This is a genomic window from Flavivirga algicola (assembly GCF_012910715.1).
Lineage (GTDB): Bacteria > Bacteroidota > Bacteroidia > Flavobacteriales > Flavobacteriaceae > Flavivirga > Flavivirga algicola.
The window spans coordinates 242,315-264,374 of sequence record NZ_JABBHF010000002.1 but is presented as its reverse complement, the minus strand read 5'-3'; the positions used below and the strand labels follow the sequence as shown (position 1 = coordinate 264,374).

Genomic DNA, 22,060 nt, shown 5'->3' with positions numbered 1-22,060 from the left:
AATTGGAATGAAAAATAATCCGTTAATATCAATAATAATAGCTTTTTATAATGAAGAGGATTTTTTAGATAGGTGTTTACACTCTGTTTCAAGTCAAACCTACAATCGTTTTGAAGTAATTTTAATTAATGATGGGTCTACAGATTTTTCTTTAAAAATAGCGAAAGAATACGCTGATAGTTTTTTTAAGGCAAACTTAATTACAATTCAAAACTCAGGACATGCAGAAGCTCGTAATATTGGATTAGAAAATTGTACAGGTGATTATGTGACTTTTTTGGATGCAGACGATCTTTTGGAACCTAATATGATAGAAGTTTTTATAGAAGATATTAAAAGTTTTAAAGCTGATATAGCTATTTGTGATATTTCTGTTTATAGTGAAGATGGAAAAATAAGTTATAATTCAAATTGGAATGGAGAACTATCTAAAAAAGAAAGTACTAACGAATTGATTAACCAAATGTATTGTGGCGGTATTAGCGAAAATGTATGGGCAAAAGTTTTTAGAACCAATTTAGCTAAACAAATTGTTTTTGAAAAGGGATTATGGTTTGATGACAGACCTTTCTTGTTAGAATATTTACATCTTTCTGAAACAGCTTCATTTGTCAATAAAAAACTTCTAAAAATCTACAGACGAAATTCTTCTATTACTAGACGAGAACTTGAACCTAAAAGAATTGTTGATGCTTATAGAGTTTTTGAATTAGAATTAGACATATCAAAAAAGTATAATAACTTAAATGATTATAAAAATAAGATAGGGAAGTTTACATTAAATGTTTTTATGGATACTTATATCATGCAGATTATTGATGAAAAGAGAATAATAGATATTGATATAGTAAGGAAAACTTTTTTGAAGTACTTGGTGAGATTTAAAAAAGAAATTGAGGTTCAAAATATTAACATGAAGCTGAAAGATAAAATAGCTTTACAACTAATAATTTTACCTAGGCTTTTAGGATGGAATTTTACCAATCTAGCTTTTTATTTTTTAAAAGGGAAAAGAATAAATGCAATCAAAAGACTTAAGAATCAATGATATTTTCTAATTTTTCATCCTTAATTATATATATATCATCCAAAAAAGAATCTACATCTTTATTATGTGAAACATTAATGATTGTGGTTTTCGAATTAATGGAAAGCTCTTTCAAGAAAATAAAAATCTGTTGTTCTAATGATTTGTTTTGTTGATTTGTTGCTTCATCTAATATTAATAGGTCTGGTTTTGTATATAAAGCTCTTACAATGGCTAGTCGTTGTTTTTGTCCTCCTGAAAGGCGTAGGCTATTATGTTCTAATATTGTTTTGTATCCATTGTTCAATTTTTCAATTACATCATGTAAAGCCAGCTTTTTACAAAGAAAAAAAATGTAGTCATAATTTATGTTTGCTTTTTCTTGGCCCATAACAATATTATCAATAATACTGCCTTTAAATAAAAAGGGTTGTTGGGGAACATAATTAGCAAATGACAAGAAATTACCTATGTTAATTTCTTTTTCATCAATAAGGTAGTTCCCTTTTTGGGGTTCTAAAACCCCTAAAATAAGATATATAAAAGTAGTTTTACCTATTCCTGAATTACCTTTTAAACCAATAAAACTACCTTTCTTTATATTTATATTACAATTTTTAAGAATAGCATTTTTTCCGTAACTAAAATAAATATTTCGTAGTTCAATAGTAGAGTTAAAAATGTTTATACCTCTTTCCTTTTTATGTTTTATTTTATTTAATACTTCAATTGTATAAAAATGAGAGTTAATCATGGTAATTCCATTCATAATTTTACTTATTGAAGGAATGAGCCTTAGGCAAACAGCTCCTAGAATAGAGAAAAGAACTATTGTGTCATTTTTTTGAAAACTAAAAAAAGTTAAGATTGCTAAACATAAAATTAAGAATATTTCTAAATATTTAGAGTAATTAGAATAGTATGAAATTAATTCAGCAGAAACATTATTGAGTAATGATTTCTCTTTCTTGTATTCGTTTAAAAAGTACTCTTCATTTTGAGAGCTTTTGATTTCTAAAAAACCATCTAATATATTTAAAATATGATTATTTGCTTTAGACTCAGATTTATGGTAAATAGTATCGAACAATAAAAACCGTCTTCTTTGTATAAAATAAATAAATGTAGAAAATGATAAAACAACCAATAATATTATTAAAGTAATTTTGAAGTATAGTATCAGCAAAGAAGTCAATATTATAATTAAAACAAATATTTCAGAAAATAGGAAAATAAAAGAGTGTAATAAATTACGACAAAAATCATCAGGTACAGTTGTTATACTTTGAAGTATTTTACCTTTGTCTTCTTTTTGAAACTGAAGATATTTTTCATTTATAAAGTTTGTTATACTTGCCATTGATAACTCTGTCGAAATATCAAATAAAAAACGGTATAGTGCAGAATTGAATTTTGTTTGTATTATTGTTTTTATGAAAAACAGTAATAGAAGCCCTAAAGACAAAAATAAGACCCAAGAGCTATGTAAATTAATAGTGTAGTTTAAATGTGTTGATACCATGCTTTCTAATTTTTTTGGATCAAAAAATAAAATTAATATAGGTACAACATAAGCCATTGAAATTAAATCTAATAAACCATTAAGTATACTTTTTATAAAAAAAATAAATAATTTTCGATGCTTATTTTCGGGAATTATCGAAAGTATATCAAAATAGGTTTGTTTTATATTCATATATACTATAGATTTTCAATGATATTAGTAAAACTACTCAAAATTTAAATGTGAATAGAATTCATTATTGATATAGATTACGATGAAAAATGATTCTTAAAATCATAATTAAACTATAATAGATTTTTTTTAACGCTCTTTTTTTTAAGAATAGTATAGAATTACCAATTAATGACCATATTAAAAAAAGTAAATTTATGTGATTAAATCGTTTGTGTTTTAGTAGAATATAGTGTAATGCACCTATTCTATAATAATATGCTTTATCACTATTTACTCTATTTATTATTTCTTTATGATGATAAGCATTTGCACGTTTTATAACATTTATGTCTTTATCTAAACCAATAGCTAAATCATAATTATCTCCAACACCATGGGTATAAAAAGCAGTATCATATAATACATTTTTCAAATCCTTAGATCTAATTATTGAAGCACCCAATCCGTAAATTGGTGCTGCAAAATAGTCACCAGTATAACTTATTGTGCATGGCCATCCAGATTTTGAGATGTGATTTCCTTTTTTTATATAAGAATCAATAATCTTCTGAATAATAAAATTATTTGGGTAATCTCTTTTATCTAATTCAAAGTTTAAAGAACATGAAAAAATGTAGGAATGTAATAGCCCCAAAGTAGAACTTTTTGGAAAGCAATAAAGCCACTTATCTTGATGTTTTTCATAAATTAACCCACTAGCTATAGTTTCAGAAGGGTTTTTATTTAAAAAGCGTACCAGTTCTTCTATATAGTTTTTAGAGATTTCAATATCATCATCACATAAGAAAATATAATTAGAATGACTCTTTTTAATGCCTATATTTCTTTGTAAGCATACCGATGGCTTAGATTGAATTATTTGTAAGTCACAATTAAATTTCAAATCTACTTGCTCTCTTTTAAGTAGATTGTCACTTGAGTCTATAATGATTATTTCTTTAGGGAGGCATGTTTGTTTGGAAATAGAGCGTAAAGTTCGTTTTAAAGAAATTAGTCTATTTCTAGTAGGTATTATGATACTAACCCTTGATATCCCTTCCATTTCTCATTTATTAATTTTCATTAACCTATCAATCAAAAGTAATTTGGTTTTTAGTTTAAATACTTTCAGGTTACTCCTGCTTTTTCCTTTGTTTATCTCTTTGTAAAGTTCAACATTGTTTACAACTTTCCTTACTGCATAATCATAAAATTTTCTAGAGTAAGTTCTAGAAAAATCAATATCCCTATCCGTAGATGTTTCCCAATTAGGGTGTGCTATTATTTTATCTTCAATCTCATTATATAGAGATGTTCCTTTAATGGGATAAGCTACTGTAATAGTGAAATATGTTGGATTGGCATCTTTTAAATACTTAATAGTTTGATTAATATCTGTTTCATCTTCCCCAGGATAGCCTATCATAATAAATGTACCAGTTTCAATACCTAAGGCATTTGTTTTTTGAATGGCTTCTTTTACTATATTTACATCTACACGTCTGTCCATGGCATCAATGATTTTTTGGGAGCCGCTTTCGGCACCAATCCAAATTCGGAAGCATCCCGCTTCTTTTAACAGTTGCAATATCTCACTGTTTAAACGCTCTGCTCTTGTAATACATTCAAAAGGGATAATTGCATTTTGTTTGATGACTTCTTCGTGAAAACTTTTTATCCATTTATGGCTTACTGTAAATACATCGTCTACAAACCAAATACTATCAGGCTTGTAAGAATCTTTAAGCATACGTAATTCGGCGGCAACCATATTTGCTGGACGCCTTCTGTAACTTTGACCATAAACGGCAGTACTGCACCATTTACAAGTGTAGGGGCAGCCACGTTGTGTGCTAACGGTCATAGAGCTTTTTCCATGGTGTGTCTTCCAGGTTTCTAAATACTTATTTACAGGTATGGCAGATCTATTTGGTAAGGGTAGCTCCGAAAGGTCTTTAATTTTAGTTCTTGGAGCTGTCTTTATAACCTTGTCATTTTCCAGAAAAGCAATTCCAGAAATATTTTGATAATTATTATTGCTTATTATAGCACGATACAACTCTAAAGTTGTTTGTTCGCCTTCTCCTATAACTAAAAAATCGGCACCATTGTTCAAATAATTTTTACAATTATAGGTGACATCTGGACCACCCAATATAACTTTAGGAAAACCATACCTTGAATCATTTTTTAATAGTTTAACCAATTTAATAACGTTAATTTTTGTCATCAAATTGGTGTAAATAGCAACGGCTTTTGGGCGTTTGTTTTGAATAAATACTAGTTGTTCTTCTTGAGAATAAAATGTAGAATCGAAGACATGATTTTCTACATATTTCTCATTTAAATAAGACGAAATATAAAGTAATCCTAGAGGGGCATATGGTTTCATGATATATGCCTCTTTTGGGTCTTCGTATAAGTAATAAGCATGGGTTAATACGAGGCTCATTTCTTCGTCAATTCAATTAAAAAATGGTCCGCATATTTAGCCAAAAAAGAAAAGTTAAATATTTTTTCAATACCAATTAATAGATCTAAAAGAGGTCTTTTAGATATAAAAGAGGCTTCGAGATACGAAGGTGGGACGCTTATCCCTATGGGCTTTATCTTTTCAGGTTTGTACTGCGGTTTTGCTAAGGATATAATTTCTTTCGGATTGTAATACCATGTAGGGACTTTTATACCATCTATATTGGCTAAGACGCTTTTGTTTGAACGTCTTCTTTTAGCATTTGTTAAATCTCCTTTTAAATAAAAATATAGTCGCTCCCAGATACAAAACCTAGGCATGATAACGAACACTAGCTTTCCGTTGGGGGTTAGAAGGTCTTTAGAGGTTTTTATAAAAGCTTCCAATTCCTTTTTAGAAAGACAGTTTAATCCGCCAAAGTTTGAGAAAATTAAGTCAAATTGTGTTTGGAACGTTTGACTTGAAATGGTATTAATATCCTGAATTTTAAAATCTAAATTTTTAGGGGTTTCTTTAGCTTTTGCCACATCTATCATAGCTTTGGAGATGTCTGTGGCTAAGACAGAATGTCCGAGATTCGCCAATTTTATAGCATCAGCTCCTGTACCACAATTTAGTTCAAGTATAGAAAGCTTTTTGGTGGTGTTATTAATTATCGGATTTAGATAGCTATACACACGATTCCGTTGTGCACGGCCTATTTTAGAAAATGTAAATACATTATCGTAATTTTTTGCAGCTATGTCAAAATCACTAGGCATAACTGTGTTCCATATTTTTTAAAATTATTTTATCTAATAACGCAGATGGAACATAATACCCATATAAAAGTATAGATCTCAATTCGGATTTCGTTAAAGACAAAGGAGTTTTAAAAATCTTTTTGAAATTAGCCATTCCTTGACTTTTACGATACTCTTTGTGTACATAGCGATGCAGTTTTTTATAGAACTTTGGGTTAAACGTTCCCTTGAATAGCATAGCCAAATCGTCAGAATCTGTCCAATTAGCTTTTAGTTGTAAATCATCTTTAACTTTTTCATAAAATTTGGTTCCTGGCAACGGATATGAAACAGAAACCCCAATATTATCAGGGATTAGGGTTTTAATCATTTGGATGGTTTTATTGATATCCTCCTTGGTTTCGTTTAAATATCCAAATTGAATAAAGAATGCCACACGAATATTTTTCTCTTTTAGCAAGTGAGTCGCTTCATAAATTTGGGAAACGGTAATGCCTTTATCCATACCATCCAGTATGGATTGGGAACCACTTTCTGCTCCAACCCAAACTTCATGAAGTCCGCTTTCTGCTAAAGCATCGATAGTGTCTTCTTTTAAAAGTAAATCGACTCTACTTTGTATATAATAGGAGATCGATAGGCTTTCGGTCTTTAGACATTTATTGAATTGCTGAACCCAATGAGGCTTTAATCCAAAAATATCGTCACACATCCAAAAACGGTTTACATGATATGTTTCGACCAAATGTTTAATGTGTTTCGTAATATATTCGGGGCTATGCGAGTTGTAACGATTACCATAAATAGGCTTAGCACACCAATTACATTTATACGGGCAACCGCGAGTTGTTGCAATATTTAGGGTAAATTCATTTCCATGAGACTCCCAGATATTTCGATATGCTTCAATATCAACTAAATCCCATGCCGGTAGAGGGAGTTGATCTAATTCTTTTAAAACGGTTCTTGGCGGATTTTTAATTATTTCGTCTTTACTTTTGAATACAATACCCTGAATTAAAGATGTGTCTTGGTTATCTTCAAGGGCGATCACGAGCTCTTTAAGCGTCATTTCTCCTTCTCCCTGAATTACGAAATCTGCACCAGAATTTAAATACTTTTCATAATGATCGGTAGCATCAGAACTACAAACTATAACATGACAATGTAGGCTTTTGGCTATTTTTATCATCTCAAAAGCAGCTCCACGCATAGTTGTCAAGCACATTTTTGTTAGATAATTAAAACCATCGTCATAAATAATAAATATTTTGGGTTGATGCTTTTTTAAATAGGGTTCAATTGTTTTTGGTTCATCAAGAAGATTTACATCAAAAAGATCAACAGAATATCCGTTTTCCCTGAGATATGAGGCTGCATAAATAGTGCCTAATGGGGGATAAGGCGTTTTGTTCTTCCATTGCTTTTGGTCGAATTTATAATAATAAGAATGTGAAAAGACTATATCAAGCATGCTCAGAGTGTATGTCTAAATTATATTGTTTTCTTATGGTATTGTATTTTTTATTTAATAGATCAATCACTTTTTTTTGAAAATTTTGAGGGTGGTGTTTGGAAACATTTTTAGTAGATTTCATAGCAATTTTAAAATCATCTTTTTCCATATGATTGAATTTTGAGTGCCATTTTTTTAATGTGACTTTTTTAAAGAAATCATCTATTGAATCACCAATTTTTGAATTCAAAAAGCTTTGCAATATTAAAGATAGCCATGACTTTTTATAATCCTGTATTTTTGAAAAATCTGTTAGAGTCATGTTAGGGAAATAATCTTTTACCCAAAGGTTCTCTTCAATGAATGATTTAAAGACCGTTTTCCCATTAACAGGAATGAGTGTTGCCAATTCTGTGGCTGTAAACCTATTTTGTTCGAAAATTTTTAGATTATTACTGCTAATAAAATAATTGACACAAAAATATTTCTTTGAATTCAATAGGAAGATTTTTTTGTATAGAATAAGCAAGGTTCTTGCTATCCATAATCTATTGGGTTTAGTTATGATGAAAAAATCAATATCTCCATGATCATCATAATAACCTTTAGATAAAGCTCCAGAAAGAGAAACACTTTCTACATAAGGGAATTTAGCTATAAATTTAGAGACCTTAAGGGCTTTTGGCATAATATTTTTCGCCATTCGGTTACCTTCAATCCTCCTCTGTATATGAGCTAAGTCATTTTCAATTGAGTAAAAACCCTTAAGCTTGTAAATGATACCCATGTGTAATAAAAGGTCAATTTCCTCGCGTATTGTGCCTTTTGAAGGCAAAGGTGAAAATTTATAAATTTCCTCTCTAGTAAGTGGATATTTAAAAATAGAAAAGTATAGTAATGTTTTAAGTGTATTCATGGTTTCGATTTTTATGGGTTAGGAAGGAGCACTGACTAAAGGTCGTTACTTCTTTTTAAGACTAAAATCGAAAGCCACTTCTATGTCATTGGCAATTTTATTTTTAACAACTTTTGGTATTTTTATATTGTAATCTGTAGCGTTGGCCAAAAAGAATCCAGAAATCTCAATAAGCCCATCTTCATTTAGGTTTATGTTGGCCTTAACATTGTCTAGTTGTTTCGTTTTTCCATGAAAGGTTAATTGGCCATTAATTAAAAATAATTGTTTTTTTGCACTTAATTTATCCATTGAAAAACTTAATATTTTTCCTTTAAATGTTGCTTTAGGATACAGGTCTGATTCTGCATAGTTTTCATTAAAATGCTCTTCCATGAGGGCATTTTTAAAACGAAAACCTTTTACTAAAACTAAGGTTGCAAATTCACCATTTTCTGAATTTATTATAGCAGTTACAGAATTATGTGATGCTTTTACTTCTTCAAAAGAGGGTACGGAAGCCTCAAATGCAACGGTACCTTTTTTTGTTAAGTATTTACTTTGTGCCGATAGCCCCAATCCAATAAAAAGGGTCATTAGAAAAAGTGTTTTTTTCATATTTCATTTTTTTAATTAATTGTATAAGCGTAGGTAAAAGAATATGTCATTCTTCTAATAGTCCATCGTCTTCCCATTTCTGTATTATATCGATCAAATTTTGGGGTAATCGGGGTCCCCCAAAAGGCATGGCTCCACTTTCTCCTGCCTGGCGTGAAATCCTATTTATTAAATTGCTATTTGTCACAGCATTTTTTACATCATTAAAGGTTGTTAACGATATTGGCGCACCATTTACTGGTGGATTAGCGTGGCAGACAATACAGTTATTATCAATAATAGTTTTTACATCGTCATTGTAAGTTGTTATAGTTGGTTGTGGTTCTTTAGCAATTAAATCTTCCTCGCTAACATTTGTACAGCTGGAAAAAATAATAGATTGAAATATTAGTAGTAAAAATATTCTTTTCATAACATTAGGGTATTAAAAAACTCTGCTTAAGTTAAATCCAAAATAGATGTTTCCATCAGACCAATCTCCAGACCCCTGACCTAAAAAAGTATTTGTATTCATGCCTTGCGCATTAGTAAAATGCAACTGAAAAATATGCCCGCCAGTTTCTAAATCGAAACCAATGGATAGCGGATTTTTAAAAGGGGAGTTATCAGCTCTATTTAAATGCCAACCATAATCTATATTAACAGACCAACGCTTAGATAATTTATGGCGACCACCTAGGCCTAGAGCGAATTGGGAATTATCTTGCCCGTCAATTTGTACAAAGTTGTCGTGGAAAAAGGTAGGCGCTAATTCTAAGGATAAATTAGTGTTTATTTTTCTTGATATTAATAATTGGATTGTATAACTAAGCCTGTGTTCAAATTCAATAAAAGGTAAGTTGTCTTTCTCTAAGCCTGTATTAATTAAAAAGGCATTAAAACCAACTATAGAAAAAGGGAAACCGTCTTTTACTTGCCTTAGTATCCTATATTTTGTTGATACTTCGTAAATTTTTTGAAAAGAACTTCTAGAGATTCCAAAATTAAGGTTATCGGAAACGCCGTAAACAAAATTTAAACGTGTTACAGCATCATCCAACCCAAAAAAAGTATCAATGCCATTTTCTAGGCTTCCAAATCGATGGGATACAATAAACGTAAGTTCGTTCTTAGCTACAAGTTTAGTAGACTCAAAGTTGACTATTTTTAGTCCTTTAAAAGCAGCAGAAACATATTCTATCCCAGTTGAATCTGAATCGATTTCATCTAATAAATCGTCTTGTGAATAGATTAGAAGGGGAAAACAAAAAATAATAGTTAGTAAGTATTTCATAAAATTAAAGATTAAACAGGGTGTTTTTGTTATTTTTAGTTCTGGTAGAAATCAATCATCTTTTTCATTTAGGTTTAATCAGATATGGTGCATTGATCTAATTTCACTTGTTCGAGTAAATCATCATAACCAATACACCTGCCTTTGATTTTTATTTTAGAATTAATATGGTATGATGTTGTTGCAGTAAGAGATATGTTGAAAGCACCATAAACATTGTTATTTAAAGTCATATCCATAGGATTTAATTCCGTGATAGTACCATAAATTTCTACAGTCTTATTCAAATATTTCTTTTCGGCAGTATCGGGGTCTTTTGAAAATTCGGCACTAATCTCATCAGCAGATAAAGAGAAAGTGGCTTTTTCTTTTTCAATGTTACGATGGTCTTGGTATATATAATTATATCCAATAATAACTATTAAAACGACAATTATCAGTGCTATAATGCTAATTCGTGTTTTTCTGTTTTTACCCATTTTTATTGAAATAAATTGAATAATAGTTGAAAGTTAAAGATTTTTCATTACAATATCCACTAAATCATCACATTTAGAAAAGCCAAATTCAAAAACATTAGGTTTTTGAGACAATTCATATAACTTATTTTTAAGCATGTGTTTAGCACGATGGATTCTTACTTTTACATTACTTGTAGAAAGGTCCAAGCAATCGCTAATTTCTTTCATAGACATGTTTTCAACTTCACTCAGCATATAAACTACCCGGTATTTTTCGGGAAGGCTTTCAATGGTTTGTTCTAAAATCCACTTAGCTTCTTTTTGTATGATAGCTTTTTCAGGACTCATTTCTTTTTTATCTTCTATAAAAGATTTAGCAGTTTTTTTTACTTGGTTAAATCTTAGTTCACGTAGGGCTTCATTGATACCTATTCTAATTAGCCATGTAGAGAATTGAGATTTCCCATTAAACTGGTGAAGTTTCTCATAGGCTCTTATATAAGTGTCTTGCATGATATCTTTTATAAGTGTCTCATCATTAATGTAACTTTTTATAACCCTATACAATTTTTGATTATTTCTGCGCATTAAAATCTCAAACAATCCTTTTTCTCCCTCTAAGATTTTTTTAATAACATCAAAATCATGGATCATAGGGTTTTTATAATCATCAATTCTTATGGCTTCCATATTTGTTTTTCCTTTAGATATAAATGAATGTAAAAAGTTACAAAATTTTGTAACTTTTTTTAGGGTTTGCCATCTAAAGCGTGTAATTAATTAAAAATAAGAATATTATGAATGTGAAAGATTTGCTTAAGTACACGTATGGCTTTGTACCTATTGTGGCAGGATTAGACAAGTTTACTAATATTTTGACAGACTGGTCTCAGTATTTAGGTTTGGGTTTACAAAATATTTTACCTTTTGATGCTTCAACTTTTATGATGATTGTTGGTATTATTGAAATTATTGCTGGAATTTTAGTACTCGTTAAAACTAAAATAGGCGCGATAATAGTTACTGCTTGGTTGGTACTTATAGCACTAACTTTGATTTTTAGTGGACATTATTTCGATGTTGCCGTTAGGGATTTGGTTATGGCAATTGGCGCGTTTGCTTTATACAAAATATTGAAGGACTAAAGAAAAAGGCGTAATAAAATACTTTTTTACGCCTTAAAGTTCAATTTTAGCATTATGTCCTTCTAAAAGGTCAATATATTCATCCATTTTAAATTCTGAAGCCTTAAAACTATTAGAACGTTTTTTTGCCTGCTCTTGTCTGGTAATACTTCTAGAAAAACGGCGAATACTTTGTTCAGAATCTAAAATAATACCAGGCACTTGTACATTTTTTCCGTTTTCGTCTTTAGCAACCATTGTAAAATAAGAAGAGTTGCAATGTTTCGTTTTTCCCGTTTGAATATTTTCCGATTCCACACGAACCCCGATAACCATAGAAGTCCTTCCTGTATAATTAACAGATGCTTTTAAAGTTACCAATTCCCCAACATCAATGGAGTTTAAAAAATCTACTCTGTTTACAGATGCCGTTACACAATAGTGTCTGGAATGTTTTGATGCACATGCAAACGCAATTTGATCCATCAAGTTTAAAATATAGCCGCCGTGAATTTTTCCGCTAAAATTTGAGTGCGATGGCAGCATTAATTCTGTAATGGTAATTTGAGATTCTTTTGTACTTTTAAACATGTATTTTAAATTAGCACAGTGTATATAATACCTGTGATGATTGCTATTCCAAAACTAATTAAAGTGCCTATTAAAATATACTCAGTAAGCTGTCTGTCCTTAGATTCTTTTAAATCTCCAAATCTAAAAACGGACTTAGCTGTAATTAAAAAACCAACAGCTTCCCAGTGGTCTGAAATTATAAATATAAACACTAAAACACGCTCTAAAATACCAATATATTTGCCTGCATCCTTAAGAGACTCGTTATTTTTAGTAAGTTCTGAAATATTCCACTTTAAAAAAATGGTTTTCATAAATATAGAGACTGGAATTGTTAAAAATGCTAGGCAAGTTAGTAGTAAAAGATTGTTTTCGGTTAAAAAAGACTCTGGGTTAAATACATTATTTGAATATAAAAAATAGCACCCAAAAATTACCAGGATATGAAGTAATTGATCTATAAAGAATAACAATCGTTTTGTTTTTTTCTTTTGTAAAACAAGTTTTGCGCCGTCAATTAGAAGATGTGTAATACTTATTGTTACTACGTAAGGCCATAGGGATATATCCCAAAGAAACACTATTAATAATGCAATATGAATTAATATGTGTAAATACAGTTTAGGTGATTTTAATTTTTTCTTTTCTTTTTCATGGACCCATTTTTGAGGTTGTAGAAAAAAATCACCAATTAAGTGAGCTAGTAAAAGTTTTAGTAGTATCATATTAGAGCATTTATTTTTTTTCTATACATAAGATCCAGTTCCTTAATTTCATCTAGGTGAGCCCTTTTTTGTCTGGTACTTACTGCATTTTGATTGATGCCAGTTAGTTCGCCTAATTCACTTTGTAGTGCTTTCGGCTTTTCTATACTTAGCTTAACAATTTCTGCCAAATTTACGGTCCAACTATCCATAGATATAAGCGCTAACTTAAAATATAGGTTTAATGCTTCGTCAATTTCATTATTATTGGTTTTAATACGTAAGTTTTGTTTCTCTTTTTTTAAAGTTTCCAATGTTTCTCCAGAAAATATAAATGCTTCACCATTCGATTCTGTGACGTTTTCGCCTTCGTAGGTTTTATTGCCAATACCAATAGCTAAACGTACATCCAAACCATGAATCGATTTTATGCAAGCTTTTATATACACGGCAGCTATAAAGCTAGAGTGAATATCTTTAATTTCTATTTGAAAGCTGTCTCCTCGATATATTTCCCAGTACACCTTATCATTACTTAGATAGGATAAGGCATCCTTTAATGCTTTTATCCATATTTCAGGGCTAATCTGGCCTCTAGACTTAATTATATCGCCTGTTATAACACTAGTTATTGTATTTGATATCATATATCACGTTTTTATGTGATAAACAAATATATCACATTTTTATGTGATAAACAATTATATCGCATAATTATGTGATAATTTAAAATATCACGTTATAGTGTGATAAAATGAATTAACTGTCTTCTTCAGCTCGTTTAACAATGGCATCTGGTAGTGCCTTTTTAGCTTTGGCTCCCATTTTTTTAAGTTTTTCAACGCTTGTGACTAAATTACCTTTACCATCAACCAGTTTGTTCATAGCTGCGGAATAATCATTCTTTGCAGCATCAATTTTTTTACCAACACCTGTAAGATCTTTTACTAAGCCTTCAAACTTGTCGTATAAAGCACCTGCTTGTCTGGCAATTTCAATAGCATTTCGTTGTTGCTTTTCATTGTTCCACATAGTGTCTATGGTGCGAAGTGTAGCCAGTAGCGTGGATGGTGTTACAATAACAATGTTTTTCTCGAAAGCTTTATTATATATGGCGTTATCTTCGTTAACTACAACAGCAAAAGCAGGTTCTATAGGAATAAACATGAGGACAAAATCGGGCGACTCTATATCATATAAATCCTGATAATTTTTTTCAGAAAGTTGATCGACATGCTTTTTAATGGAGTTAACGTGCGCCTTTAAAAATGGCAGCTTCTCATCATCTTCAGCATTTACTAAGCGTTCATAATCGGTTAATGATACTTTGGAATCGATAATCATTTTTTTACTATCTGGAAGGTGTAAAACAACATCGGGTAAGACTCTGGAACCATTCTCTAAAGTGAAACTTTGTTGTACAAAATATTCTCTGTCTTTTTCCAATCCAGATTTTTCAAGAACGCGTTCTAAAACCAATTCGCCCCAATTACCTTGCATTTTGCTATCACCTTTTAAAGCTTTGGTAAGATTGGTAGCCTCTTTGGTCATTTGTTGATTAAGATCTTTTAGGCCCAACAATTGTTCTTTTAGGGCCGAATGCATGCTAATACTTTCTTTTTGTGATGCTTCTACTTTTTTCTCAAAACCTTGAATTTTTTCTTGTAAAGGGTTTAAAATATTTTTGATGTTCTCTTTGTTCTGAAGTGTGAATTTCTCAGACTTTTCATCCAATATCTTAGTAGCTAACAACTCGAAATCTTTGCGTAATTGTTCCTGGCGTTCTTCTAACTCTTTATCTCGTTTTAAATTTAATTGCTGAAGATTTTCGAATTCAGTATTTTTTCTGGTTAACTCAGCATTTAAAAATTCTTTTTCTCTTCTTATTTCTTCACGCTCATGCTCAATTTTGCTAAGGTTCTGTTTTAACTCATCAATAGTTGAATTCATTTGATTCTGGCGCTCTTCTAAAGTGCTTTTTTCACTTTTACTTTTTAATTTAGTGAATAAGATTCCCAAATAACCGCCAGTTGCTGCAGAAATGATTATAGAAATTATAAGAATAAGATTGTCGTTCATTTATTTGAAAAATATAGATAATCAAAGATAATTTTTTTGAATGGAAGACGAAGACTAAATATTTTGGAATTTAGAATTAGTTTTTTGGAATGTTATTTCTTCACCCGAAAACTGCCCGTATTATTGTCGAAAATTATTAAATCTTGAGGAAATAAATTATTAAAAGTTCCTTTTTCTATTAAGTTACAAGGTTGATCTGTAATAACAGAATCTTTAGTCATAACAATCAAATTATCACATAATTGAATAGCCAAATCGATTTCATGAGAAGAAAATAGAATGGTTTTGTTAGTCTCCTTGGCTAGTTTCTGAAGCAATTTTAAAATATAAGCTTTGTGGTACATATCCAGGTGCGTAGTAGGCTCATCTAGAATAATCAAATCAGTATCTTGTGCCAAAGCACGGGCTATCATCACCTTTTGTAATTGACCATCACTCAACTCATAGCATTTTTTGTGTTTTAAATCGTCAATATTAGTTTGAAGTAAAGACTGATTTATAACTTGAAAATCCTTTTTTGTCAAATTACCAACCCAATTAGTATAAGGCTGACGCCCAAGCGCTACCAATTCAAAAACAGTGAGATTTTTTGATCCTAAAGACTCTGTAAGTACCAAGCTTAATACTTTAGCTAAATTGATATTTGAATAATTTTCTAAAGCCGTATTATTAATGGTAATATTACCCCCTAGTTTACGCTGTACGCTGGTAAGTGTTCGTAACAAGGTAGATTTTCCAATACCATTAGCTCCAATAAGTCCGACAAGCGCTCCTTTATGCAACTCAATATTTATGTTGGAGGCTATAACTGTTTTTGCTTTTTTGCTGGTATAGCCAATAGTTAAATCTTGGGTTTTTAAAACGATATGTGACTTGTTTTTTGCCATAAATTTTAATAAGAAAGCTCCAGATTCTAAATGTTTATAGTGTTGGTTTTTTGTCTTATGTTTTTCATTTTTTGTCTATTTTAAAAGATCATTTTACGTTTTCTTACCAATAACCAAATAATAACTGGTGCTCCAATTAAAGAGGTTATGGCGTTAATGGGCAAGGTAAGGTCACTGGAAGGTAATTGGGCTATGGTATCACAAATAAGCATGATAATAGCACCAAATAAAAAAACTGCTGGCAATAATATTTTATGATTCGATGTGTTAAAAATTTGTCGCGTCATATGTGGGATCGCCAAGCCAATAAAAACAATGGGACCTGCAAAAGCTGTTATGGTTCCAGCCAATAAACTGGTGGCTACAATTATTAATAACCGACTTGCTTTTACATTCAGCCCTAAACTTTTGGCATAGTTTTCTCCCAATAACAATGTGTTTAACGTTTTAATGGAGACCAGACTTAATACAATACCTATAGCATAAATTAGGAATAGTATAAATAATTCGTGCCAGGTTAGATTTCCAATGCTTCCAAAACCCCAAAAGATATATTGTTGTAATTCTTCGGCTGAACTAAAAAAGGAAAGTACACTAACCGTAGCCGTTGTAATACTGCCAAACATGAGACCAATAATTAATATGGCCATGGTATCTCTAACTTTGTTAGACATTATTAAAACAACAAGTAGTACAATGAAGCTACCTAGGCTAGCGGCTATTACAATACTCCACTTAGAAGTAAGTATACCTGCCAAGGTACCACCAAAAATAGAAGCGCCCATAATAACTAAAGCGACTCCTAAACTAGAACCAGATGTAATTCCTAAAACAAAAGGTCCAGCTAACGGGTTTCTAAATAGTGTTTGCATAAGCAGCCCAGAGATACCCAAACCAGACCCAACAATAATAGCTGTGAAAGCCTTTGGTAACCTATATTCGTGAATAATATGTTGCCAGGACGTATGTTCTGTTGGCTGTCCAATAAGGCCATTAAAAATATCCTTAAAGGGGATAAGTACAGAGCCTAAGCTTATGTTTATACAGAAACATAGTAGGAGTACTAAAATTAGTATTATGAAAGATAGTCTATATGTTTTAGTGTATGGCAACTATTCTAAACGTTTAAAAAAGAAGGGTTCGTAATCATTTAATAAATTTGGATGCGCAATCTTTATAATGTCTTTTAAAATTAAGTCTGGTCGTAAAGTTCCCAATTCGTAATAAAGTAAACCGCCTTTAGCGCCCTTTCTTTTTGTGTAAGTATACACCGCGCTATTTTTATAGGCATCAAAAAGAGTATAGCCTTTGTGATTATCTTGCATTTGCTTTTTTGTATCAAAACTTCCAACACCTATCCATAGTTCCGCATTTTGCGCTTTTTCTAATACGTTTTCAAAGTTTAATTGTATACTTCCTGTGCTATTGTTGGCTTTCCAAAGATAATCGGTATTTGCATCTTCTAGATATGTTGCAATAAAACTTTTTCCACCAGGTACATGCCATACATCTTTAAATGTAGAACCAGACATAACTATTGGCTTTCTGGTTAAGGTTTTTGCTATTTCTTTGGCCTTTAAATAATCTGTTTCTATATTTTTAAAAATAGAATCGGCTTCTTTTTCCTTATTATAAAATGCAGCGACAAATTTTATCCATTCGGCTTTTCCTAAAGGGTGTTGTTCTGTCCAGGCTCCATCAATAACAACTGGAATACCTAATTTTTCTATTTGATCTAATTTTGTATTGACACCATTAACAGAAAAGCCAATGACCAACTCTGGATTTAGCTCTAAAAGCGATTCGATATTGATCTCCAAATCGTTACCTAAATCTTTAATCTCTCCATTATCTATTCTTGTTCTGGTTTTTTCTGAACAAATATATTTTGTGTTAGGAAATCCAATTAAACTACGATCTACTTCTAAATATTCTAAAGTTGGGATATTGGTAGTAGAAATAGCTACCAGAGTTTTAATAGGAACTTCTATGATTTTGGCACTAGCATCAAGGTTGGGTGGTTTTTCTCCTTTCCTTACTAAAAAATAAGTAAACGATTTATTACTATTGGGCCATGGAGAATTAACGACAACTTTTTTATAGCCTTCGTAATTCGTTATTGAGAAGCCTTTGGCATAACTTATATTTTCTTCTGTACCTTTTGGTTCATTTACAGAAATTTCTATTTGTTGTTTTTTTTCTTCCTTACAAGATGTAAGAAGCATAGAACATATAACTAAAAGTATAAGAAAACGCATGGAAAAATAATTAAGGTCTAAAGGTCTTTATTTTTTTTGTAAAACTATAGTCTTAATAGTAATTAAACCTATTTTTGAGGTTTTAAACTAAATTATGAATCATTTTTTATGTTCCTGGAGTGGCGGGAAAGATAGTTGTTTTGCATTTTACAAAGCCATGCAATTAGGCTATAAACCAACGGTTTTATTAAATGTCATGAATGAATTTGGAGATAGATCACGGTCTCATGGCATTACCAAACCAATTTTAAGGGCTCAGGCTGAAGCCCTAGACTTGCCAATTCATTTTTTTAGCAGTTCATGGACAGATTATGAAGCAAAGTATATTAAAAATCTAAAAAAATTGGTTGAAGATTATCCAATAACGCATGCGGTTTTTGGTGATATTGATATAGAATCGCATCGGGCTTGGGAAGAAAAGGTGTCAAATTCTGCAAATTTAGAAGCTATTTTGCCTTTATGGAAAGGGAATAGAAAACAATTGGTTTTAGATATGATCAATAATGGCTTGGAAGCTATTATAGTGTCTTGTAATAACGATTTAGGATCCGATTTTTTAGGAAAAACTATTGACGCCTCTATTATTGAAACTTTTGAATCTATGGGGGTAGATGCCTGTGGAGAGAATGGAGAATATCACACATTGGTTGTCAATGCACCATTTTTTAAAAAGAAAATCCAGGTAGAGGTCATTAAAAAGTCTATTTCTAGCAATTACAATTTTGCTGAATTGGGTCTTGTAGAAAATTGATTGTATTTTTTTGTTAATACGTTAATTAAAAGTCTTAGAGTGGCAAATAAAAAAGGAATTGCATAGAACTTAAAACCTAACCCTAAATCTTTTTTTGTCATTCCAGCGAAGGCAGGAATGACAAATGAATAATTGGTAAACAAAATGTATTGATTAAATCGAATTTAAGTTAATTTCAGAAATAAGATTCCATGAATTCCCTTCTCTTTTAAGATGAAAAATAGCACCATATTTAATTTTAATATGAAAAGATTTTTCCAATGGAATATTTAAAACCGATGCGAGAAAAGCTCTTATTGGTCCAGCATGGGTTACAATAATAAGGTTTTGTTTATCTTTCGAATATATAATGTCTTCAAAGAAACTATGGACTCTAGAAGCTAAATCGATATAAGATTCTCCATTAGGGACTCTTGTGTTTACAAAGTCTTCCATCCACGGATTTAATGTTTCCTCAGAAATGTCATTCCATCGTTTCATTTCCCAGTCCCCAAAATCAAATTCTTTTAAGCGATCATCAAAAAGAACCTGAGAATTTAGATGATTGGCTAATAGAGCACAACGTTTTAAAGGGCTACTTTTTACCAAATAGCTTTTACTATTTGGGATTTGCTGCGTTATGGTTTTAAATTCTTTGGAATAAGTATCTGCCAAATCTAAATCTGTTTGTCCATAGCAAATCCCTTTTTCAATGTTGGGTGTCGTGTGTCTAATTATATAAATTTCCATAAAGCTATAACACTTAGGTAGAATACAACCTCACTTAGTTGTTGAACAGCTCCAGCACAATCTCCTGTTTGTCCTCCCAACCATTTCTTAAATTTAGTACCCAGATAGACTTTAGTTAAATAGCATGGAATAATGGTCAAGAAAATTAGAGGTTTATAAAAAAAGAATAGGGGTACTATGCCAAAAACAGCACTAATAAGAAGCATGTTTATAGTTATACTTTTTGCAGCAGGTTTAGCTTTGCTGTCTTCAGTATCTCGAACATAAGGGTGTGTGTAAATTAATGTCGTTGCTATAAATCTACTTAGACTATGTCCGGAAATAATCGTGATTGGAATAAATTGAAAGGGAACCTCTCTTAAAGCTGAAAACTTTATGGCCAAAATCAAAATTAACCCAGATACACCATAGGTGCCTAAACGGGAATCCTTCATAATGAGAAGAATTTTTTCTTTAGACCATCCACCTCCAAATCCATCACAAACATCTGCAAAACCGTCTTCATGGAACGCTCCTGTAATATAAATAGTAGTAACCATGCTTAGTAAAAGTGCTATTTCAGTAGAAAAAACAAGCGAAAAACCATAAAATACCAAAGCTCCAATACAGCCTACAATAATGCCTACTAACGAAAAATATTTGGCACTTTTTGAAAGATATTCAGGATTATGGTCTACCCATTTTGGACAAGGAATTCTTGTGAAAAACATAATAGCCGTTAAAAATACTTGAAGCTCTTTTTTCATATTTATTAGTCCTTAGTTTCACCACTTACTCCAGCAGCATCAAAACTTGCCATGTCATTTAAAAAATTGACTGAAACTTGAACCAAAGGTATCGCTAATGCCGCACCCGTACCTTCTCCGAGTCTTAAACCTAAAGACAATAAGGGTTTTGCATTTAAAAAGTTTAGCATTTTTATGTGTCCTTTTTCATTTGAATTATGTGCAAATATGCAATACTCCAAAACATTTTTGTTTATGGCCTGTGCAGCTAATAGAGCAGCAGTTACTATAAATCCGTCAATCACTATCGTCATTTTTAGTTCTGCAGCCTTTAAAATAGCACCGCAGAGCATTGCTATTTCAAAACCGCCAAAAACAGACATGGCTTCTAATGGATTTTTTGGATCGTATTTTTTATAAACTTCAGACAAGATCTGTTGTTTTTTGGAAATTCCCTCATTATTTAGACCTGTACCAGCACCTACACAATCCGAAATTGGTATTTTCGTAAAATAAGCCATAAGCAATGCAGCAGACGAGGTATTACTAATCCCCATTTCTCCGAAACCGATAGTATTTGTCCCCCCATCTTTAAGTGTAGAAATAATGTCGCCCCCTTTAAAAAATGCTTTTTCGCATTGTTCCAATGTCATGGCGGGTTCTTCCTGATAGTTTTTAGTGCCAAAATCAATCTTTGCATTAATAATATCAAATACTTCTGGGAATTTATAATTTACTCCAGCGTCAACTATTTTTAAATTTAGGCCATTTGTATTGCTGAAAATATTAATTGCAGCACCACCATTTACAAAATTATAAACCATTTGCGAGGTTACTTCCTGTGGAAAAGGATTTACTTCGCCTTTGGCAGCGATACCATGATCGCCTGCAAATACAACAATGGCGGGATTTTCTACTTTAGGGTTTTCGGTTTGTTGAATGCATCCAATCTTAAAAGCGATCCGTTCAAGTTCACCCAAGGCGCCTATAGGTTTAGTCTTTAAGTTTATTTTTTGCTGAAGTTTAACCTCTAGTTCGGGATTAATAATAGATTCTATACGATAGGTCATTTATTTCAATTTTACAGGTATGCCCGATACCATTAATGTCGCTTTGTTGGCATGTTTAGCAATATGTTGATTCATCCAACCTTGAAGTTCTGTGAATTTTCTGCCTATTTCAGTCTGGGCGTGTACTCCCATACCAATTTCGTTGGAAATAATAATGATCGTTGCATCGATATTGATCAACTTGTCAAACTCGATTTTAGCCAATTCTAAGCTTTTTTCAATGTCATTTTTGGTATCAACGTAAAAATTTGTAAGCCAAAGTGTGACACAATCAATAACCACGACATCTTTTGGGTTTATCATTCTTGAAAGTACTTTTTCTTCTTCAATGGAAGTCCATCGTTCATCTCTATCCGCGATATGTCTATCGATTCGTTTTCTGTGGTCATCTCCCCAAACACGTGAGGTTGCAATGTATTTAGGGGTGTTTGAAAGCGACAGAGCCAGATTTTGTGCGTAGCTGCTTTTTCCTGAGCGTTCACCGCCTGTTATATAAAAAATCATGCCTAGAGAATTGTTTTAATACTTATGCAAAG

General features: G+C 31.4%; 25 protein-coding genes. 3 read left to right on the top strand and 22 right to left on the bottom strand.

Annotated elements, in window-relative coordinates:
* The first annotated feature begins 7 nt into the window (after positions 1-7).
* Positions 8-1,048: a glycosyltransferase family 2 protein gene (locus HHX25_RS04070; protein WP_169670404.1), complete on the top strand. Its 1,041-nt coding sequence runs from the start codon at positions 8-10 to the stop codon at positions 1,046-1,048.
* On the opposite strand, the gene HHX25_RS04065 is transcribed toward HHX25_RS04070, so the two are convergent.
* The 11 genes from HHX25_RS04065 to HHX25_RS04015 all read right to left on the bottom strand — a co-directional run bounded on the left by HHX25_RS04065 (position 1,035) and on the right by HHX25_RS04015 (position 11,314).
* Positions 1,035-2,723, bottom strand: a complete 1,689-nt coding sequence (locus HHX25_RS04065) for an ATP-binding cassette domain-containing protein (RefSeq protein ID WP_169670402.1) — start codon at positions 2,721-2,723, stop codon at positions 1,035-1,037. The genes HHX25_RS04070 and HHX25_RS04065 overlap by 14 nt on opposite strands.
* 64 nt (positions 2,724-2,787) lie before the next feature.
* The gene (locus tag HHX25_RS04060) at positions 2,788-3,768 is read right to left on the bottom strand and encodes a glycosyltransferase family 2 protein (protein WP_169670400.1); all 981 of its coding nucleotides are present in this window, start codon (positions 3,766-3,768) and stop codon (positions 2,788-2,790) included.
* A gap of 3 nt (positions 3,769-3,771) precedes the next feature.
* The gene (locus HHX25_RS04055; protein ID WP_169670398.1) at positions 3,772-5,157 is read right to left on the bottom strand and encodes a B12-binding domain-containing radical SAM protein; all 1,386 of its coding nucleotides are present in this window, start codon (positions 5,155-5,157) and stop codon (positions 3,772-3,774) included.
* Positions 5,154-5,939 carry a class I SAM-dependent methyltransferase gene (locus tag HHX25_RS04050; RefSeq protein ID WP_169670396.1) on the bottom strand — a complete coding sequence of 262 codons (786 nt, stop codon included), beginning with the start codon at positions 5,937-5,939 and terminating at the stop codon, positions 5,154-5,156. Before HHX25_RS04050 ends, HHX25_RS04055 begins: the two co-directional genes overlap by 4 nt.
* Entirely contained in the window at positions 5,932-7,395 is a 1,464-nt protein-coding gene (locus HHX25_RS04045) for a B12-binding domain-containing radical SAM protein (RefSeq protein ID WP_169670394.1), read from the bottom strand. The genes HHX25_RS04050 and HHX25_RS04045 overlap by 8 nt, the downstream gene beginning before the upstream one ends.
* Positions 7,388-8,293: a nucleotidyltransferase domain-containing protein gene (locus HHX25_RS04040; RefSeq protein ID WP_169670392.1), complete on the bottom strand. Its 906-nt coding sequence runs from the start codon at positions 8,291-8,293 to the stop codon at positions 7,388-7,390. Before HHX25_RS04040 ends, HHX25_RS04045 begins: the two co-directional genes overlap by 8 nt.
* Before the next feature lie 45 nt (positions 8,294-8,338).
* Positions 8,339-8,890, bottom strand: a complete 552-nt coding sequence (locus HHX25_RS04035) for a YceI family protein (protein ID WP_169670390.1) — start codon at positions 8,888-8,890, stop codon at positions 8,339-8,341.
* 46 nt (positions 8,891-8,936) lie between these two features.
* The gene (locus tag HHX25_RS04030; protein WP_169670388.1) at positions 8,937-9,302 is read right to left on the bottom strand and encodes a hypothetical protein; all 366 of its coding nucleotides are present in this window, start codon (positions 9,300-9,302) and stop codon (positions 8,937-8,939) included.
* 12 nt (positions 9,303-9,314) lie between these two features.
* Positions 9,315-10,163, bottom strand: a complete 849-nt coding sequence (locus HHX25_RS04025) for a DUF5777 family beta-barrel protein (protein WP_169670386.1) — start codon at positions 10,161-10,163, stop codon at positions 9,315-9,317.
* 74 nt (positions 10,164-10,237) lie between these two features.
* Positions 10,238-10,642, bottom strand: coding sequence for an OB-fold protein (locus tag HHX25_RS04020; protein WP_169670384.1), 405 nt, complete (start codon positions 10,640-10,642; stop codon positions 10,238-10,240).
* A 33-nt stretch (positions 10,643-10,675) separates the two neighbouring features.
* The gene (locus HHX25_RS04015) at positions 10,676-11,314 is read right to left on the bottom strand and encodes a sigma-70 family RNA polymerase sigma factor (protein WP_169670383.1); all 639 of its coding nucleotides are present in this window, start codon (positions 11,312-11,314) and stop codon (positions 10,676-10,678) included.
* 107 nt (positions 11,315-11,421) lie between these two features.
* Between HHX25_RS04015 and HHX25_RS04010 the strand changes: the two genes are divergently transcribed.
* The gene (locus HHX25_RS04010; RefSeq protein ID WP_169670381.1) at positions 11,422-11,769 is read left to right on the top strand and encodes a hypothetical protein; all 348 of its coding nucleotides are present in this window, start codon (positions 11,422-11,424) and stop codon (positions 11,767-11,769) included.
* A gap of 33 nt (positions 11,770-11,802) precedes the next feature.
* Here the strand turns inward: HHX25_RS04010 and HHX25_RS04005 are convergent, their stop codons facing one another.
* From HHX25_RS04005 to HHX25_RS03975, 7 genes are all read right to left on the bottom strand, one after another.
* Positions 11,803-12,339 carry an acyl-CoA thioesterase gene (locus tag HHX25_RS04005; RefSeq protein WP_169670379.1) on the bottom strand — a complete coding sequence of 179 codons (537 nt, stop codon included), beginning with the start codon at positions 12,337-12,339 and terminating at the stop codon, positions 11,803-11,805.
* Between the two features lie 5 nt (positions 12,340-12,344).
* Positions 12,345-13,046: a DUF3307 domain-containing protein gene (locus tag HHX25_RS04000; RefSeq protein WP_169670377.1), complete on the bottom strand. Its 702-nt coding sequence runs from the start codon at positions 13,044-13,046 to the stop codon at positions 12,345-12,347.
* Complete coding sequence (locus tag HHX25_RS03995; RefSeq protein ID WP_205957988.1) at positions 13,043-13,672, bottom strand: transcriptional regulator; 630 nt, start codon at positions 13,670-13,672, stop codon at positions 13,043-13,045. The genes HHX25_RS04000 and HHX25_RS03995 overlap by 4 nt, the downstream gene beginning before the upstream one ends.
* 112 nt (positions 13,673-13,784) lie before the next feature.
* Entirely contained in the window at positions 13,785-15,104 is a 1,320-nt protein-coding gene (locus tag HHX25_RS03990; protein WP_169670375.1) for a DNA recombination protein RmuC, read from the bottom strand.
* Between the two features lie 92 nt (positions 15,105-15,196).
* Positions 15,197-15,991 (bottom strand): ABC transporter ATP-binding protein, encoded by a 795-nt coding sequence (locus tag HHX25_RS03985; protein WP_169670373.1) that lies wholly within the window; start codon positions 15,989-15,991, stop codon positions 15,197-15,199.
* Between the two features lie 80 nt (positions 15,992-16,071).
* On the bottom strand, positions 16,072-17,103 hold the full coding sequence (locus tag HHX25_RS03980; protein ID WP_169670371.1) for a FecCD family ABC transporter permease: 1,032 nt from the start codon (positions 17,101-17,103) through the stop codon (positions 16,072-16,074).
* A complete protein-coding gene (locus HHX25_RS03975) occupies positions 17,104-18,216 on the bottom strand; it encodes an ABC transporter substrate-binding protein (RefSeq protein ID WP_169670369.1) in 1,113 nt (370 codons plus the stop codon).
* Positions 18,217-18,343: 127 nt separating this feature from the next.
* Between HHX25_RS03975 and HHX25_RS03970 the strand changes: the two genes are divergently transcribed.
* On the top strand, positions 18,344-19,000 hold the full coding sequence (locus tag HHX25_RS03970) for a Dph6-related ATP pyrophosphatase (RefSeq protein WP_169670367.1): 657 nt from the start codon (positions 18,344-18,346) through the stop codon (positions 18,998-19,000).
* 153 nt (positions 19,001-19,153) lie between these two features.
* On the opposite strand, the gene cobC is transcribed toward HHX25_RS03970, so the two are convergent.
* The 4 genes from cobC to HHX25_RS03950 are packed head-to-tail and all read right to left on the bottom strand — an operon-like array spanning position 19,154 to position 22,028.
* Complete coding sequence (gene cobC, locus HHX25_RS03965; RefSeq protein ID WP_169670365.1) at positions 19,154-19,729, bottom strand: alpha-ribazole phosphatase; 576 nt, start codon at positions 19,727-19,729, stop codon at positions 19,154-19,156.
* Complete coding sequence (locus HHX25_RS03960; protein WP_169670363.1) at positions 19,714-20,475, bottom strand: adenosylcobinamide-GDP ribazoletransferase; 762 nt, start codon at positions 20,473-20,475, stop codon at positions 19,714-19,716. The genes cobC and HHX25_RS03960 overlap by 16 nt, the downstream gene beginning before the upstream one ends.
* Before the next feature lie 5 nt (positions 20,476-20,480).
* The gene (gene cobT / locus HHX25_RS03955) at positions 20,481-21,524 is read right to left on the bottom strand and encodes a nicotinate-nucleotide--dimethylbenzimidazole phosphoribosyltransferase (RefSeq protein ID WP_169670361.1); all 1,044 of its coding nucleotides are present in this window, start codon (positions 21,522-21,524) and stop codon (positions 20,481-20,483) included.
* The gene (locus HHX25_RS03950) at positions 21,525-22,028 is read right to left on the bottom strand and encodes a bifunctional adenosylcobinamide kinase/adenosylcobinamide-phosphate guanylyltransferase (RefSeq protein WP_169670359.1); all 504 of its coding nucleotides are present in this window, start codon (positions 22,026-22,028) and stop codon (positions 21,525-21,527) included. It abuts the gene before it with no gap.
* Positions 22,029-22,060 lie beyond the last annotated feature (32 nt).